At 74.4% G+C, this 15,217-nt stretch carries 11 protein-coding genes and 1 pseudogene; 3 read left to right on the top strand and 9 right to left on the bottom strand.

Annotated features, from left to right (window positions below; translation table 11 throughout):
* Positions 1-8: 8 nt before the first annotated feature.
* Positions 9-1,160: an acyl-CoA dehydrogenase family protein gene (locus ACFY93_RS03250; RefSeq protein ID WP_391353120.1), complete on the bottom strand. Its 1,152-nt coding sequence runs from the start codon at positions 1,158-1,160 to the stop codon at positions 9-11.
* Between the two features lie 89 nt (positions 1,161-1,249).
* On the opposite strand from ACFY93_RS03250, the gene ACFY93_RS03245 reads away from it, so the two are divergent.
* The 3 genes from ACFY93_RS03245 to ACFY93_RS03235 all read left to right on the top strand — a co-directional run bounded on the left by ACFY93_RS03245 (position 1,250) and on the right by ACFY93_RS03235 (position 3,845).
* Entirely contained in the window at positions 1,250-1,891 is a 642-nt protein-coding gene (locus ACFY93_RS03245) for a TetR/AcrR family transcriptional regulator C-terminal domain-containing protein (protein WP_391353118.1), read from the top strand.
* 110 nt (positions 1,892-2,001) lie between these two features.
* The gene (locus ACFY93_RS03240) at positions 2,002-2,745 is read left to right on the top strand and encodes a helix-turn-helix domain-containing protein (RefSeq protein ID WP_391353116.1); all 744 of its coding nucleotides are present in this window, start codon (positions 2,002-2,004) and stop codon (positions 2,743-2,745) included.
* 56 nt (positions 2,746-2,801) lie between these two features.
* A complete protein-coding gene (locus ACFY93_RS03235) occupies positions 2,802-3,845 on the top strand; it encodes an EamA family transporter (protein WP_391353114.1) in 1,044 nt (347 codons plus the stop codon).
* A 162-nt stretch (positions 3,846-4,007) separates the two neighbouring features.
* On the opposite strand, the gene ACFY93_RS03230 is transcribed toward ACFY93_RS03235, so the two are convergent.
* The 8 genes and pseudogenes from ACFY93_RS03230 to ACFY93_RS03195 all read right to left on the bottom strand — a co-directional run bounded on the left by ACFY93_RS03230 (position 4,008) and on the right by ACFY93_RS03195 (position 15,145).
* Positions 4,008-5,087: a zinc-binding dehydrogenase gene (locus ACFY93_RS03230; RefSeq protein ID WP_391353113.1), complete on the bottom strand. Its 1,080-nt coding sequence runs from the start codon at positions 5,085-5,087 to the stop codon at positions 4,008-4,010.
* Positions 5,088-5,165: 78 nt separating this feature from the next.
* Positions 5,166-6,554, bottom strand: coding sequence for an aldehyde dehydrogenase family protein (locus tag ACFY93_RS03225; protein ID WP_391353111.1), 1,389 nt, complete (start codon positions 6,552-6,554; stop codon positions 5,166-5,168).
* Positions 6,555-6,693: 139 nt separating this feature from the next.
* A pseudogene (locus tag ACFY93_RS03220) lies at positions 6,694-8,038 on the bottom strand (ABC transporter ATP-binding protein).
* A 298-nt stretch (positions 8,039-8,336) separates the two neighbouring features.
* Positions 8,337-9,080, bottom strand: coding sequence for a class F sortase (locus ACFY93_RS03215; RefSeq protein WP_391353109.1), 744 nt, complete (start codon positions 9,078-9,080; stop codon positions 8,337-8,339).
* The gene (locus ACFY93_RS03210) at positions 9,067-9,762 is read right to left on the bottom strand and encodes a hypothetical protein (RefSeq protein ID WP_391353107.1); all 696 of its coding nucleotides are present in this window, start codon (positions 9,760-9,762) and stop codon (positions 9,067-9,069) included. Before ACFY93_RS03210 ends, ACFY93_RS03215 begins: the two co-directional genes overlap by 14 nt.
* 170 nt (positions 9,763-9,932) lie before the next feature.
* Positions 9,933-11,159: an MFS transporter gene (locus tag ACFY93_RS03205; RefSeq protein WP_391353105.1), complete on the bottom strand. Its 1,227-nt coding sequence runs from the start codon at positions 11,157-11,159 to the stop codon at positions 9,933-9,935.
* On the bottom strand, positions 11,159-12,646 hold the full coding sequence (locus ACFY93_RS03200) for a citrate:proton symporter (protein WP_391353103.1): 1,488 nt from the start codon (positions 12,644-12,646) through the stop codon (positions 11,159-11,161). The genes ACFY93_RS03205 and ACFY93_RS03200 overlap by 1 nt, the downstream gene beginning before the upstream one ends.
* A gap of 168 nt (positions 12,647-12,814) precedes the next feature.
* Positions 12,815-15,145, bottom strand: a complete 2,331-nt coding sequence (locus ACFY93_RS03195) for a molybdopterin-dependent oxidoreductase (protein WP_391353101.1) — start codon at positions 15,143-15,145, stop codon at positions 12,815-12,817.
* Between the last annotated feature and the right edge of the window lie 72 nt (positions 15,146-15,217).

Genomic DNA, 15,217 nt, shown 5'->3' with positions numbered 1-15,217 from the left:
GGCGTCGTTCAGAACGCCGACACCCCGGTCAGCGCGCGCCCGATGACCAGCTTCTGGATCTGGCTGGTGCCTTCGTAGAGGGTCATCACGCGGGCGTCGCGCAGCAGTTTGCCGACCGGGTACTCGTCGATGTAGCCGTAACCCCCGAAGACCTGGAGGGCGTTGTTCGCGGCGCGCACGGCCGCCTCCGAGGCGAACAGCTTGGCCGTGGAGGACTCGGTCGCGAAGGGCTCCTGGCGGTCGACGAGGTCGGCGACGCGCCAGGTGAGCAGCCGGGCCGCGTCCACGTCGACCGCGATGTCGCTGATCAGCTCCTGGACGAGCTGGTGGCGGGCGATGACCTTGCCGAACTGCTCCCGCTCGGTCGCGTACCGCACGGCGGCGTCCAGCGCGGCCTGGGCGATGCCGACGCAGCCCGCCGCCACCGACATCCGGCCCTTGGCGAGCGCGGACATGGCGACGGAGAACCCCTTGCCCTCGGGGGCGAGCATGGCGCTCGCGGGCACGCGCACGTCCTCGAGGACCAGCTCGGCGGTGGCCTGCCCGCGCAGCCCGAGCTTGCCGTGGACGGTGCGGCGGGTCAGTCCGGGGCTGTCGGCGGGCACCAGGAACGCCGAGACGCCCTTGTGTCCGGGGGCGTCGGTGGACCGGGCGAAGAGCAGCACGACGTCGGCCCACGTGCCGTTGGTGATGAACATCTTCGTGCCGTTGATGACGTAGTCCCCGCCGTCGCGGACCGCGCGGGTGGCGAGACTGCCCGCGTCCGACCCCGTGCCGGGCTCGGTGAGGCCGAAGCAGCCCACGTACTCGCCCGAGGTGAGCCCCGGCAGCCAGCGCCGCTTCTGCTCCTCGCTCCCCCAGGACGCGACGGTCTTGGCGACGAGGCCGAGGGAGACGGAGACGATGCCGCGCACGGAGGAGTCACCCCGCCCCAGCTCCTCGGTGACCAGGCAGTACGCGAGGTGGTCGCCGCCGCTGCCGCCGTACTCCTCGTCGACGGTGAGCCCGAGGAAGCCGACCTCGCCGAGCTTCTTCACGATCGAACGGTCGACGGCCTCGGCGCGGTCCCATGCGACGGCGTGCGGGGTTATCTCGCGGTCCACGAAGTCCTTGGCGAGCCGGCGGACGGCCGTCTGCTCCTCGCTGAGCTCCAGGTTCATGACGAGTCACCCCATTCGCTGCGCGGAGGGAAAACCGCACATTTAAATTAGCACTGCTAGTTTCAGTGGGCAGCCCTACTATGTGCGCCATGGCCCGACCGCGCAAGCCCCTCCTGAGCACCGACCGCATCGTCGAGACGGCCCGGGCCCTGGTGGACGCCGAGGGACTCGCGGCCGTCTCGACGCGCCGGCTCGCGGCCGAGCTGGGGGTCAGCGGGCCCTCCCTCTACAACCACTTCCGCACCAAGGACCAGATCCTGGAGGCCGTGGCGGACTCGGTCAGCGCGCAGGTCGACCTGTCGATGTTCGAGGACGGCCGCGCGTGGCGTACGGCCCTGCACGACTGGGCCGTCTCCTACCGGGCGGCGCTGCGCGACCACCCCAACATCGTGCCGGTCCTCGCCCGCGGGCCCGGCCGCCGGCCGGCCGGACTGCGGCTCGCCGACGCGGTGTTCGGCGCGATGGTCGACGCGGGGTGGCCGCCGGCGCAGGCGACCTCCATCGGGGCGCTGATGCGGTACTTCATCATGGGCTCCGCGCTCGGCTCGTTCGCCGGGGGCTTCGTGGACGACGTGGACGCGTACGACCCGGCCGACTACCCGCACCTCGGGCAGGCGCACCGCCTCGCCGAACAGCAGGAGAAGATCGACGAGCGCGCCTTCGAGACGGGACTGCGGGCGCTTCTGGACGGACTGACCCAGCAGTACGAGCAGGTGTCCCGGCTGCCGTGAGGCGCGACGGGCGCCCGGCCACGCCGCCTTCGGGGCGGCGGGGGTCCGGCAGCGGGCCCGGAGGCGACCCTTCGGTCCCGGCCGAACCGTCCGTGTCCCATGCTGGGGGCATGACCACACGACCCACCCGGCGCCCGGCGGTGAGCGGACCGGCCGCGCGGCTGGCCGGGCTCGCCGCGCTGATCGCCGACGAGACGCGCGCCGCGTTCCTGCTCGCGCTGCTCGACGGGCGGGCGTGGACGGCGGGCGAGCTGGCCCGGCACGCGGGGGTCGCCGCCTCCACCGCCAGCGAGCACCTCGGCAGACTCGTCGCCGGCGGTCTCCTCACGGAGGAACGGCAGGGGCGCCACCGGTACGTGCGCCTCGCCGGTCCCCGGGCCGCGCAGCTCGTGGAGGACCTGTCCGCCCACGTCACGGGGGCCGGCCCGGCCGGCGAGGCGGATCGCCCCCGCACCCTGCGGGAGTCGGGCGCCCGCTCCGCCATGGCGCGCGGCCGCACCTGCTACGACCACCTCGCGGGACGCCTCGGCATCGCGGTCACCGACGCCCTGACCGCCCGGGGGCTGCTGCGCCAGGACACCGGCTTCGCGCTCACCGACGACGGCCTGCGCTGGTTCGGCGCCGTGGGCATCGGCCTGGAACGCTCCGGGCGGCGCCCGCTGACCCGCGCCTGCCTCGACTGGACCGAGCGCCGGCCCCACCTCGCGGGCGTCGCCGGGGCGGCCCTGTGCCGGCACGCCCTGGACGCGCGCTGGTGCGTGCGCGTCGGCTCGGAGCGGGCCGTGAAGGTCACCCCCGAGGGCGAGAGCGCGCTCCTGGAACTCCTGGGTATCGCCCCGGCGGCACTGCGCTGACCGGCCTCCACCCGTCCACCCCCGTCCACCCCGCCCCACCCAGCGTCTGGAGCAAGATGTCGTCCCCCTCGCCCGCGTCCGCGTCCGCGTCCGCCCGCCGTACGGAACTGCTGGCCGCCGCGGCGGCCACGGTCACCGTCGTCCTGTGGGCCTCGGCCTTCGTCTCGATCCGCAGCGCGGGGGCCGCGTACGCGCCCGGCGCGCTGGCCCTCGGGCGGCTGCTCGCCGGAGCCCTCGCGCTGGCCGTCCTGTGCCTCGTGCGCCGGGAGGGCCTGCCGCCGCGCCCGGCGTGGCGCGGGATCGCGATATCCGGGGTCCTCTGGTTCGGCTTCTACATGGTGGCGCTCAACTGGGGGGAGCAGCAGGTGGACGCCGGAACGGCGGCGCTCGTCGTGAACATCGGCCCGATCCTGATCGCCCTGCTCGGCTCCCGGCTGCTCGGTGACGCGATGCCGCCCCGGCTGCTGGCGGGCATGGGGGTCTCCTTCGCCGGCGCGGTCGCGGTGGGCCTGTCCATGTCCGGCGGGGGCGGCTCGTCGGTGCTCGGAGTCGTCCTGTGCCTGCTCGCCGCCGCCGCCTACGCCGCCGGTGTGGTCGCGCAGAAGCCCGCGCTGGGCCGGGCGACCCCGTTGCAGGTGACCACGTTCGGCTGCCTGATCGGTGCCCTGGCCTGTCTGCCGTTCGCGGGGCAGCTCGTGCACGACGCCGCCGCGGCGCCCGTCCGGGCCACCCTGAACATGGTCTACCTGGGGATCTTCCCGACCGCCCTGGCGTTCACGACCTGGGCGTACGCCCTCGCGCGGACGACGGCGAGCCGGATGGGCGCGACGACGTACGCCGTGCCCGCGCTGGTCGTCCTGATGTCCTGGCTGGCCCTCGACGAGGTGCCGGGGCCGCTGACCCTGGCGGGCGGAGCGCTGTGCCTGGCGGGCGTGGCGGTGTCCCGCTCCCGGCCGCGCGCCCGCTCGGCGGCGGCCCCCGCGCCGGTCGCGGGACCGGCGCGGGTCACCGGGTCGGCGCCGGTCACCGGGCCCACGGTGGCCACCGGGCCCACGGTGGCCACGGAACCCCGGCCGGAGGCCGGGCACGAGCGGGCCTGAGCGGGCCTGAGCGGGCCTGAGCGGGCCTGAGCGGGCGGGCGTACAGGCCGGGCCGGAACGGGCCCGCAACGGGCCGGGCGCGCGAGAGCCCGGCGCCGCTCCCTGATCAGGCCGGACCAAGGAGCGGCGCCGCCTGATCCGGCCTGATCCGGACGGAAGACCCTAGAAGACCACCAGCGCCCGTCCGCCCTTGCCCGCGATCATGTTGTCGAACGCGGCCGGGATGCCGTCGAGGCCGATCCGCTCGGTGACCAGGGCGCCGAGGTCGAGGCGGCCGGCCCGGACGTGACCGGCGAGCACCGGCAGGTCCCTCGCCGGGTCCGAGTTGCCGTAGACGCAGCCCGAGAGGGTCCTTCCCCAGTGGAAGATCTCCAGCGCGTTGAAGGTGACCTGCTGGTCCTTGCCGCCGATGCCGACGACCGTGGTGCGCCCGCCGCGCCGGGTGGACTCCCAGGCGGTGCGGATGGTCACGGCGCGGCCCACGCACTCCACGGCCACGTCGACGCCCTGCCTGCCGGTGAGGGCACGGATGTCCCGGGCGGTGGTGTCGGAGGCCGTCACGTAGTCGGTGGCCCCGGCGTCACGGGCGAGGGACTCCTTCTCCGGGGAGACGTCCACGGCGACGATCTTCGAGGCGCCCGCGATCCGGGCGGCCTGCAGGGTCGCGAGGCCGACCCCGCCGACCCCGAAGACTGCGACGGTCTCGCCCTCCCGGACACGGGCGGAGTGGTGGACGGCCCCGTACCCGGTGAGCACCGCGCAGCCCAGGAGGGCCGCGTCGGTGAGCGGCACCCCGTCCGGTACGGGCAGGACGCAGGCGGCGGCCACGACGGTCTCCTCGGCGAACGCCGCGACGTTCAGGCCGGGGTGCAGGTCCGTCCCGTCGGCCCGGCGCGCGTACACGTTCCCGGCGCCGGTGAGCGCGTCGGCGCACAGCCAGACCTCGCCGAGCGAGCAGGCGTGGCACACCCCGCAGGACGGCGCCCAGTTGAGGCAGACGCCGTCGCCGGGGGCGACGTGGGTGACCCCCTCGCCGACGGAGACGACGGTGCCGGCGCCCTCGTGGCCGAGGACCGCGGGGACCGGCACCCTCATGGTGCCGTCGGACAGGGAGAGGTCGGAGTGGCAGACCCCGGCGGCGGCGAGCTTGACGCGCACCTGCCCGGGTCCCGGCTCCGGCAGATCGATCTCGGTGATCTCCAGCGGAGCACCTACGGCGGGCAGTACGACGGCGCGGACCATGGTGCGCGGAACTCCTCGGAATCCAGGAAACGGGGACGGCGGGCGGACCGGGGCGAAGTGCCCGGGAAACGAAGCGGCCTAGAACTGGAGGGACTTGGTCTGGAGGTATTCGGACAGGCCGTGGGCGCCCAGTTCGCGTCCGACGCCCGACTGCTTGTACCCGCCGAACGGGGCGAGGGGGTTGAACCGGCCTCCGTTGATGTCGACCTGCCCGGTGTCGAGGCTGCGGGCGAACGCGACGGCCTCGGCGTCGTCGGCCGCCCAGACGGCCCCGGCGAGGCCGTAGACCGTGCCGTTGGCGATGCGCAGGGCGTCGTCCTCGTCCTCGTACCGGATGATCGTGAGGACCGGTCCGAAGATCTCCTCCTGGGCGACGGTCATCTCGGGCGTGACGTCGGCGAAGACGGTCGGCGCGACGTAGTAGCCCTGGGCGCGCGGGGCCTCGGGACCGCCCGCGACGAGCCGGGCGCCCTCCGCGACGCCCTTCTCGATGTATCCGAGGACGCGCCGCTGCTGCTTGGCGTTGACGACGGGACCGATGCGGTCCGCGTACTTGGCGGCGGCCGCCGCCGCCAGCTCGACCGCCTCCTCGTACCGGGAGGTGTGGACGAGCATCCGGGTCCACGCGCTGCACGTCTGACCGGAGTTGGTCATGACGTTGGCGACGCCGACGCCGACGGCCCGGGCGAGGTCGGCGCCCGGCAGGATGACGTTGGCGGACTTGCCGCCGAGTTCGAGGGCGACCCGCTTGACGGCGGCGCCGGCGATCGCGCCGATCTTCCGGCCGACGGCCGTGGAACCGGTGAAGGAGACCAGGTCGACGCCGGCGTGCTCGGCGAGCGCCTGGCCCGCGACCGGGCCGAGTCCGGTGACGAGGTTGAAGACCCCGGCCGGAATGCCCGCCTCGGCCACGGCCTCGGCGAAGAGCTGGGCGGTCAGTGGGGTGTCCTCGGCGGGCTTGAGGACCACGGTGCAGCCCGCGGCCAGCGCGGGGGCGACCTTGGCGACGATCTGGTGCAGCGGGTAGTTCCAGGGCGTGATCGCGCCGACGACGCCGACCGGCTCGTGGTGGACGGTCGAGTTCCCGACCTTCTCCTCGAAGGCGTACGTGGCCGCCAGCTCCGCGTACGAACCGGCCACCATGACGGGGACACCGGCGTGCACCGCCTGGGACAGCGGCAGCGGTGAGCCCAGCTCGGCCGTGACGGTCTCGGCGATCTCGTCCTTGCGGGCCACCAGGACGTCGCGGAGGGCGCCGATCAGCGCGGCCCGTCCGGCGGGCGGGGTGGCGGCCCAGGCCGGGAGGGCGGCGCGGGCGGCGCGCACGGCGGCGTCGACGTCCTCGACGGTGCCCGCCGGGACCCGGCCCACCACCTGCTCGTCCGCCGGGTTCACGACCTCGATCGTGTCGTGGCCGGCGGCGGGGCGCCAGGCCCCGTCGATGTACAGGGCGTCATGTGCCTTCATGGTGCTCCTCCTGGGGGCCGCGTGGTCCGCACCCTAAACTAGCGATGATAGTTTTGCGGCGCCAGAGGACACCCCCGCTCCCCCACGTCCACCGGCCGCCCGCCCACGCGTCCCGCGCCCCGCTCCCGGTGCGCCCTCTTCACTCCTCCAGTTCCGGCAGGTGGTCCGGCGCCGGGCAGATCCGCTCGCCGTGCTGGTCGAAGACGAAGAGATGGGCGATGTCGACGAGCAGCGGGACCTGCATGCCCTCGCGCAGCATGATGTCGGGCGTGGTGCGCACCACGAGGTCGCCGGGCAGGATGGCCTCGGCGGGCGCCCGGCCCATGACCTCGGCCCTTTCGTCGGCGGGGTGCTCCATGACCGCCCACGGCTCCGGCGCGCAGTGCGCCGGCCCGCTCCTTCAGCCGGTTCAGGACGGTGCCCTCACGGCGCCTGCGCCGCACCGGCGCGGCCGGGCGCGGCGCCTCCAGGTCGGGTACGACGGCGGGCTGGGAGCCCGTGTTGAAATGGACGAGGACCTCGTGCCCCTGGAACTCGACGTGCTCGACCAGGCCGCTGATGGCCACCTCGCCGGGCCGGGCGGAGGAGGGCTTGGCGATCCTGACGGCCTCGGAGCGCAGCCCCACGATGACCTCGCGGCCCTGCTGCACGCGCAGCAACTGGTGGTCCAGGGACAGGGGTTCGGGCAGCCGGAGGAACTGCTTGCCGAGGCTGATGGTCATCGCCCCGTCGAGCGGCGCGCGGACGAGCCCGCGCAGCAGGTTGATCCGCGGGGTGCCGATGAAGGCGGCGACGAAGACGTTCGCGGGCAGCGCGTAGACGGTGCGCGGGGTGGCGAGCTGCTGCAGCACGCCGCCGCGCAGCACGGCGACCCGGTCGCCCAGCGACATCGCCTCGGCCTGGTCGTGGGTGACGTACACGGTGGTGACGCCGAGGTCCCGGGTGAGCTTGGCGATCTCGGCCCGCAGGTGGTTGCGGAGCTTGGCGTCGAGATTGGACAGCGGCTCGTCCATCAGGAAGGCCGACGGATGGCGGGCTATCGCGCGGCCCATGGCGACGCGCTGGCGTTCGCCGCCGGAGAGCTGGCTGGGGAAGCGGTCCAGCAGATCCTCGATGCCGAGCATCCGGGCGGTGGCGTCCACCCGGGGGCGGGGGTCCGCGCCGGGCGCCTCGATGCGCAGCGGGAAGCCGATGTTGTCGCGGCTGGTCATGCTCGGGTAGAGGGCGAAGTTCTGGAAGACCATCGCCATGTCGCGGGCGGAGGGCGGCAGGTCGTTGGCGTACTCGCCGTCCAGCCGCAGCTCGCCCTCGCTGATCTCCTCCAGTCCCGCGATCATGCGGAGCACGGTGGACTTGCCGCAGCCGGACGGTCCGAGCAGGACCAGGAACTCGCCGGGCCTCACGTCGAGCGACAGGCGCTCGATCACGCGGTGGCCTCGCGTGTAGGCCTTGCTGACGTGGTGCAGGGAGATGGCGCGTGTCATGAGGGGTGCCCCCCGAGGGCTCACAGGGCGCTGGCGCTCCGCGGTCGGATGTCCCGCACGGGTCGTACGGGCCGTAGAGTCACGGAAGTTAACGGACCGCGCATGCCCGGGGGAAGACGCGCGGCGTGATCCGGACGGTCCGGTTCGCCGCGAGGGGAAGCGGACGTCTCTCCACCGGAAAAGCGGACGCATGCGTTCAGCGCCGTTCGGGCACGTCAGGGCCGATCCCCCGCGCGGACACCGTCACATCACGCCCGTACGCAAGCCCACTTCACGCCCTTTCCGTTCCGGAGGTTCATCAGCCACCGTGTGCCGGACGGCCCGGCTCCCGCGTCGCCGTCAGATGGGCGAAGACCACGACATTGCTCGCGTAGCCCGTCTTCCGGTCGTAGGCGCCGCCGCAGGTGATCAGGCGCAACTCCGGGCGGTCGCTGGGCCCGTACACCTCCTTGTCGGGGAAGTGGGCCTTGTCGTACGTCCGGACGGCGTCGACGGTGTAGACGGCGGTCCGCCCGTCGGCGCGCCGGACCTCGACCGGGCGGCCGGGCGGAAGCTGGCCGAGGGCCGCGAAGACGGCGGGCCCCGTTCTGGTGTCGCGGTGGCCGACGACGATCGCCGTGCCCTTCTCACCGGGTGCCGGACCGTCCTTGTACCAGCCGACGAGCCGGGGCTTGTCGACCGGCGGGGTGGCCAGTTGCCGGTCACGGCCGAGCCCGATCACGACCACCGGTGCCTTGATGCCCAGGTGTGGGATACGCAGGACGGTGGCCCGGGACCGCGGCAGCGGCCGGGGCGGCGGTCCGGGAGCGGGGCGGGCGGGCGCGGCGCCGTGCGCCGGGGCGGGCGCGCCGCCCCGCGCGTCGGCCCCGGGCCGGTCCGGCGCGGGGGCGCCGTGGCCGGCGACGGCCGGGTGGACCGGCGCGTCGTTGTGGGCGATCCGGACGCCGACCGCCACCAGGACGATCGCGAGCACGAACGTCCTGGCGAGGCGGTAGGCGCGGGTGCGGCGCCAGGGCCTGCGGCGGCGTCTACGCGGCGCCATCGGGCCGGCGGCGGATCAGCCGGAGGTACGCGACGCCGCCGCCCACGACCAGCCCGACGGTCGCCGTCGCGGCGAGCGGTGAGAACCCTCCCGTCATGTGGGCGAGTCCGCCGCCGCCGGCGTGGACGCCGCCCCGGGGGCCCTCCTCGCCGCCGCCCTGCTCGGACCGGCCGCCGCCCTGCGAGTCGTTGCCCCGGTCGCCGCCCTGCGGGTCGTTGCCGTCCCGCTCGCCGTGCCCGCCCTCGCGCTCGCCCTCGCGGCACTCGACCCGGAAGATCTTCTCCGTCTGGGGGATGCCGACGCCCGCGACGGTCCAGGTGAGCTTGTACTGACCCTCGGCCAGGGCGAGCGGTTCGGTGTGGCCGACGCCCGCCGCGAGGGTGAGGGTCCCGGAGAGCGTCGGGGTGTTGGGCAGCGGAGGCTGGGCCACGATCGTGTACGTGGTGCTCCCCGCCCCGTCGAAGTTGGTCGCGTCGAGGTAGAACCGGCAGACCCTGGCGTCGTCCCTGGGCACGCCGACCGGGGTGCCCACGCGGTGGATCCTGAGGTCGCCTCCGTCCCCGGGGGCGGCGAAGGCCGCCGGCGCGCCGATCCAGGCGGTGCCGGCGACCGTGAGCCCCGCCAGGACGGCGGCCGCGCCGACGCGCGCTCCGACAGGGCGGGAGAGTGGCGTGGTAGGCATGTGCATGTCCTCCGAGTCAGACGATTTTCATACAAATCGCTCTTTCACCTGACTCTCTTTCACGTCTCCTCGCCCGCCACGCGCGCCTCGCCGGACGGGTCGTCGGATATCGCCCCTCCGGCCCAACCGGATCGGGGTGCGTGCGGCGACCCGCCCGGCGCGGAGCCCCGTCACGGCGCCGGACGCACACCCTCCCGGCCCTCCGGGACCCGTCCGGCCGGCGCCGGGGAGCGCAGCGCCACCCCCGCGGCGACCAGCAGCAGCGCGCCGAGCATGACGAAGGGCGCCGCCACCCCGGCCACCCCGGCGACCAGGCCGGCGCCGGCCGGAGCGGCCACCTGGCCCACCCGGTTGCCGGTCAGCCGCAGGGCGAGCGCGGTGGAGCGGGCGTCGTCGGGCGCGGCCTGGACGACGGTCGTCATGGACAGCGGCTGGCCGACGCCGAGACAGAAACCGAGTGCGGCGAGCATCACGGCGAAGGCCCCGACGGGGACGGGCAGCGCGATCCAGGCGCACAGCAGCGCGGCCGGCAGACAGGTCGCGGTGAGCAGCCCGGCCCGCCCGAGCCGCCGCAGCATCGGCGCCATCACCAGCCGGCAGGCGATGGTCGGCGCGGCCCGCAGGCTCAGCAGCAGCCCGATCACGATGGGCGCGATACCCCGGTGCTCGCCGACGACGGGCAGGTACGCCGTGAGGACGTCCGTCGCCGACAGCACGGCGAGGCTGATGAAGATGCCCGCGGGCACGCCACGGGTGCGCAGGATGCGGTGGGCCGGGACACGGCCGCCGCGCACGGCGCGGGACGTGGACGGGAGCGGGCGTTCGATCCGCCACAGCGAGCCGGCGGAGGCCGCCGCGAGGACGCCCGCGACGAGCAGGGCCGGCGCGCCGGCGCGGGCCGTGCCGGGGCCCCCGACGAGGGCTCCCGCGGCGATCGGCCCGACGAGCTGGCCGAGGGAGGCGCCGATGGTGAAGTGGCCGAAGTCGCGGTCCTGTTCGCGCGGGTCGGACCGGCGGGCGACGATCGACTGCGCGCCGATGACGAAGCACAGGTGCCCGAGGCCCATCACCCCGCTCCAGGCCGCCATCGCGGGCAGGGAGCCGGCGACGCCGCTCAGGGCGCAGCCGCCGGCGATGAGGACGACGCCGGCGTACAGCAGCGGGACACAGCGGCCGCGGTCGGTCCTGCGGCCGAGCGGCACGGCGGCCAGCAGCGGGAGCAGGGCGTAGACACCGGCGACGACGCCGACCGCCCGCTCGTCCGCGCCCAGCGCGAGGGCCCGGTAGGAGACGGCGGGCCGCGCCATCGACACCGCCCCCTGAGCGAGGGCGAAGGCGATGACGAGGCGCAGCAGCCAGCTCCTGCCGGGCCGTTCGTCATGGGTGGCGCCGGACATCAGATGGTGCCGAAGAGGATCCCGGCCCCGAGCACCACCAGCGAGACCAGCGCCGCCCACTTGACGACGAACCTGGTGTGGTCGCCGAACTCGACCTTGGCCATGCCGACCAGCACGTACACGGCGGGGACCAGCGGGCTGGACATGTGCAGGGGCTGGCCGACGAGCGAGGCGCGGGCGATCTCCAGCGAGGAGACGCCGTGGGCGTGGCCGGCCTCGGCGAGGACCGGGAGGATGCCGAAGTAGAAACCGTCGTTGGACATGAAGTACGTGAGCGGGATGCTCAGGACGCCGGTGACGAAGGCCATGTGCGGGCCCAGGCCGTCGGGGATGTCGGCGACCAGCCACTCGGCCATGTGGTCGACCATGCCGGTGCCCTGGAGGACTCCGGTGAAGACGGCGGCGGCGAAGACCATGCCGGAGACGTTGAGGACGTTCTCGGCGTGGGCGCCGATGCGGGCCTTCTGGTCGGGCATGTGGGGGAAGTTGACGGTGAGCGCGAGGGCGGCGCTGAGCAGGAACAGCACCGGGATCGGCAGCCACTCCATGATCATGGCGGTGAGCAGGGCCACGGTGAGGGCCGCGTTGAACCAGTACAGCCGGGGGCGCAGGGTGGCGCGGTGCGGGTCGAGGCCCTGGAAGCCGCCGTCGGCCTCGTCGTCGCCCGCCTCCGGGCCGGCGTCCGGGCCCGGACCGGAGCCCGCGGCCGCGCCGGTGCCCGGACCGCCCGTGCCCGCCGGGACCTTGCCGGCTGCGCCCTTGCCCGCGGCTCCCGTGCCCATGACTCCCGCGCCCGCGGCGGAGGCGCTCTCGCCCGCGCCGACGAGGACCGTCCCGGTCTCCTCCGGCCGCAGCGCCTCGTCCAGCGTCAGCGTGCCGAGCCGCTTGCGCTCCCGGCGGCCGAGGACGTAGGCGAGGACGAGGACGCCGAGCAGGCCGACGGCGAGTGCGGGGACCATCGGAACGAAGATGTCGCTCGCGTCCAGCTTCAGCGCGGTCGCGGCGCGGGCGGTCGGGCCGCCCCACGGCAGGGTGTTCATCACGCCGTTGGCCATCGCGGCGACGCCCGTCATCACGACGAGGCTCATCCTCAGGCGCTTGTACAGCGGATACATCGCCGAGACGGTGATCATGAAGGTGGTCGAGCCGTCGCCGTCGAGGGAGACGATCGCCGCGAGCAGCGCCGTGCCGACGACGACGCGCAGCGGGTCGGCCTTGCAGAAGCGCAGGATGGCCCGGACGATCGGGTCGAACAGACCGACGTCGATCATCACGCCGAAGTAGACGATCGCGAACATCAGCATCGCCGCTGTGGGCGCGAGGTCGGTGACGCCGTCGATGACGTAGTCGCCGAGCCGGGCGCCCTTTCCGACGAACACGCAGAAGAGCGCGGGGATCAGCACGAGTGCCGCGATCGGCGACATCTTCTTCAGCATGATCAGGACCAGGAAGGTCGCGATCATGGCGAAGCCGAGGATGGTCAGCATGGATGGGTACCTAACGTTCGCCCTTGAACAGCCACCGGGGACGGCGGTTGCGGGCGACGTTAGGGCGGCGCCGCGAGCGTTAACAAGACGTTGACACGTGAGCAATAAGCGCAAAAGTCCAGGTCACAGCCGTGCGCTCGGGCGAGCCGGGTCTCAGGTCGCCGGGTCTCAGGTCGCCGGGACCGGCTCCAGTTCCACCGGTACGCCGTTGAGGACGGCGTTGCCCGAGAGCGGGTCGAGGAGGCTGCCGTCGAGGAGCTGGTTGACGTTGACGCCGGGGTCCAGGGCGGCGTGGCCCGTGCGGGTGCCGGGCCGGTCGTGGCCCCAGCCGTGCGGCAGGCTCACCACTCCGCGCCGCACGGCGTCCGTCACCTCGGCGGTGGCGGTCACCGCTCCCCCGGCGCCCCTGACCCGCACCGGCGCCCCGTCGGCGATCCCGAGAGGCCCGGCGTCCTCGGGGTGGACGTGCAGGGTGCAGCGGTTGCTGCCGCCGGTGAGGGAGGGCACGTTGTGCAGCCAGCTGTTGTTGGACCGCAGATGGCGCCGGCCGATCAGGACCAGGCCCTCGGGCCGCTCGTGGAGCGCGGCGCGCAGCCTCGGCAGGTCGGCGGCGATCGGCTCGGGCAGCAGTTCGACGCGGCCGCTGCGGGTCCTCAGGGGCTGCGGCAGGCGGGGGCCGAGAGGGCCGAGGTCGATCCCGTGCGGATGGTCGAGCAGCTTCGCCAGGCTCAGCCCGTCGGGCCGGGCGCCGAAACCGTCCCCGTACGGACCGAGGCGCAGCATCATGTCGAGCCGCCGCTCGGGGCCGTCGTCGCCGGTGAGGGCGGCGGCGAGCTCGCGCGGGTCGCGGCCGTGCACCGGGGAGTGCGGTTCGGTGACGGCCCTGCCGAGGGTGGAGTCGACGACCATCGCGTCGACGGCGGCGGGATCGGCTCCGTGGCGTCCGGTGGCGGCGAGGACGAGCCGGGCGAGGATCTCCGTCTCGGCCATCCGGCCCGGCTCCAGCGGGACGGCAGCGCGGGTGTGGCGGACCTGGTTGCGCACGGCGAGGGCGTTGAAGGCGAAGTCGTGGTGCGGGGCCTGCGAGGGCGGCGGCGGGGGCAGCACGACGTCCGCGTGGCGCGACGTCTCGCCCAGGTACGGGTCGACGCTGACCATGAAGTCCAGTGAGCCGAGGGCCTTGTCGAGCCGGTCGCCGTCCGGGGCGGAGAGGACGGGGTTGGCGGCGACGGTGACGACCGCGCGGACCGGGGTCCCCTCGTCCGTGGCGGTGTCGATCTCCTCGGCCAGCGCCGACAGCGGCAGCTCCCCCTTGGCCTCGGGGTGCCCGCTCACCCTGCTGCGCCAGCGTCCGAGCGCGAATCCGCGGCCGGGGCCGGCGGGCCGGGGTGTGCGGTCGGTGGCGGCCAGCGGGAAGAGGGCCCCGCCGGGGCGGTCGAGATTGCCGGTGAGGGTGTTGAGGACGTCGACGAGCCAGCTCGCCAGGGTGCCGTGCGGGACGGTGCAGCTGCCGATCCGGGCGTAGACGGCGGCGGTGGGCGCGGCGGCGAGTTCCCGGGCGAGGACGCGGATCGTCTCCGCCGGCACGTCACACGCACCGCTGACCGCCTCAGGGGTGAAGTCCCGTACGGCGGCGGCCAGTTCCTCCACGTCCTGGACGTGCGGAGCGAGGTCGCCGAGGGCGACGAGGTGCTCCTCGTACAGGACGTGCGCCATCGCGGCGAGGAGCAGCGCGTCGGTTCCGGGGCGGATCGGCACGTGCCGGTCGGCGAGGCGGGCGGTGCGGGTGCGCCGGGGATCGATCACGGTCAGCGTGCCGCCGCGGGCCCGCAGCGCCCGCAGCTTCCCGGGGAAGTCGGGGGCGGTGCACAGACTGCCGTTGGACTCCAGCGGGTTGGCGCCGATGAGCAGCAGGTGGTCGGTGCGGTCCAGGTCGGGCACGGGGATGGCGAACGGGTCGCCGAAGAGGAGCCCGCTGGAGACGTGTTTGGGCATCTGGTCGACGGTGGAGGCCGTGAACAGGCTGCGGGTGCCGAGCCCGGCGATCAGGAGGGGCGGGTAGAGGGCGCCGGCCATGGTGTGCACGTTCGGGTTGCCGAGGACGACGGCGACGGCGTGCGGTCCGTACCGCTCGGCCACGGGGCGCAGGCCCGCGGCGACCGCGTCGAACGCCTCGTCCCAGGTCGCCTCGCGCAGCTCGCCGTCCACCCGGACGAGGGGCGTGCGCAGCCGGTCCGGGTCCCCGTCGACGGCACCGAACGCGGCGCCCTTCGGGCAGACGAAGCCGCGGCTGAACACGTCGTCCGCATCCCCCCGGGCCCCGGTCACCCGGGTGCCCTCGATGGTGAGGGTCAGCCCGCAGGTGGCCTCGCACAGGGGGCAGATCCGCGGGGCGGTACGGGTGTCGGCGGTGGGGCCGGTGGTGCGGGACACGGGGTCCTCCCGGTGGGCGACGGCGGTGGCGCGCGGACGGGGGTGAGCATACCGACCGGTATGCATGGTGGGGAGGGTGCTCGCGGGAGCAATTCGCGCGGGGCGGCCGGACGGCCGGGTGCAGGCGGGTGGTCCGGT

The sequence above is a fragment of the Streptomyces sp. NPDC008313 genome (genome assembly GCF_042956125.1).
Taxonomy (GTDB): domain Bacteria; phylum Actinomycetota; class Actinomycetes; order Streptomycetales; family Streptomycetaceae; genus Streptomyces.
The sequence above is the reverse complement of the archived record's forward strand: the minus strand, read 5'-3'. Positions and strand labels throughout refer to the sequence as shown.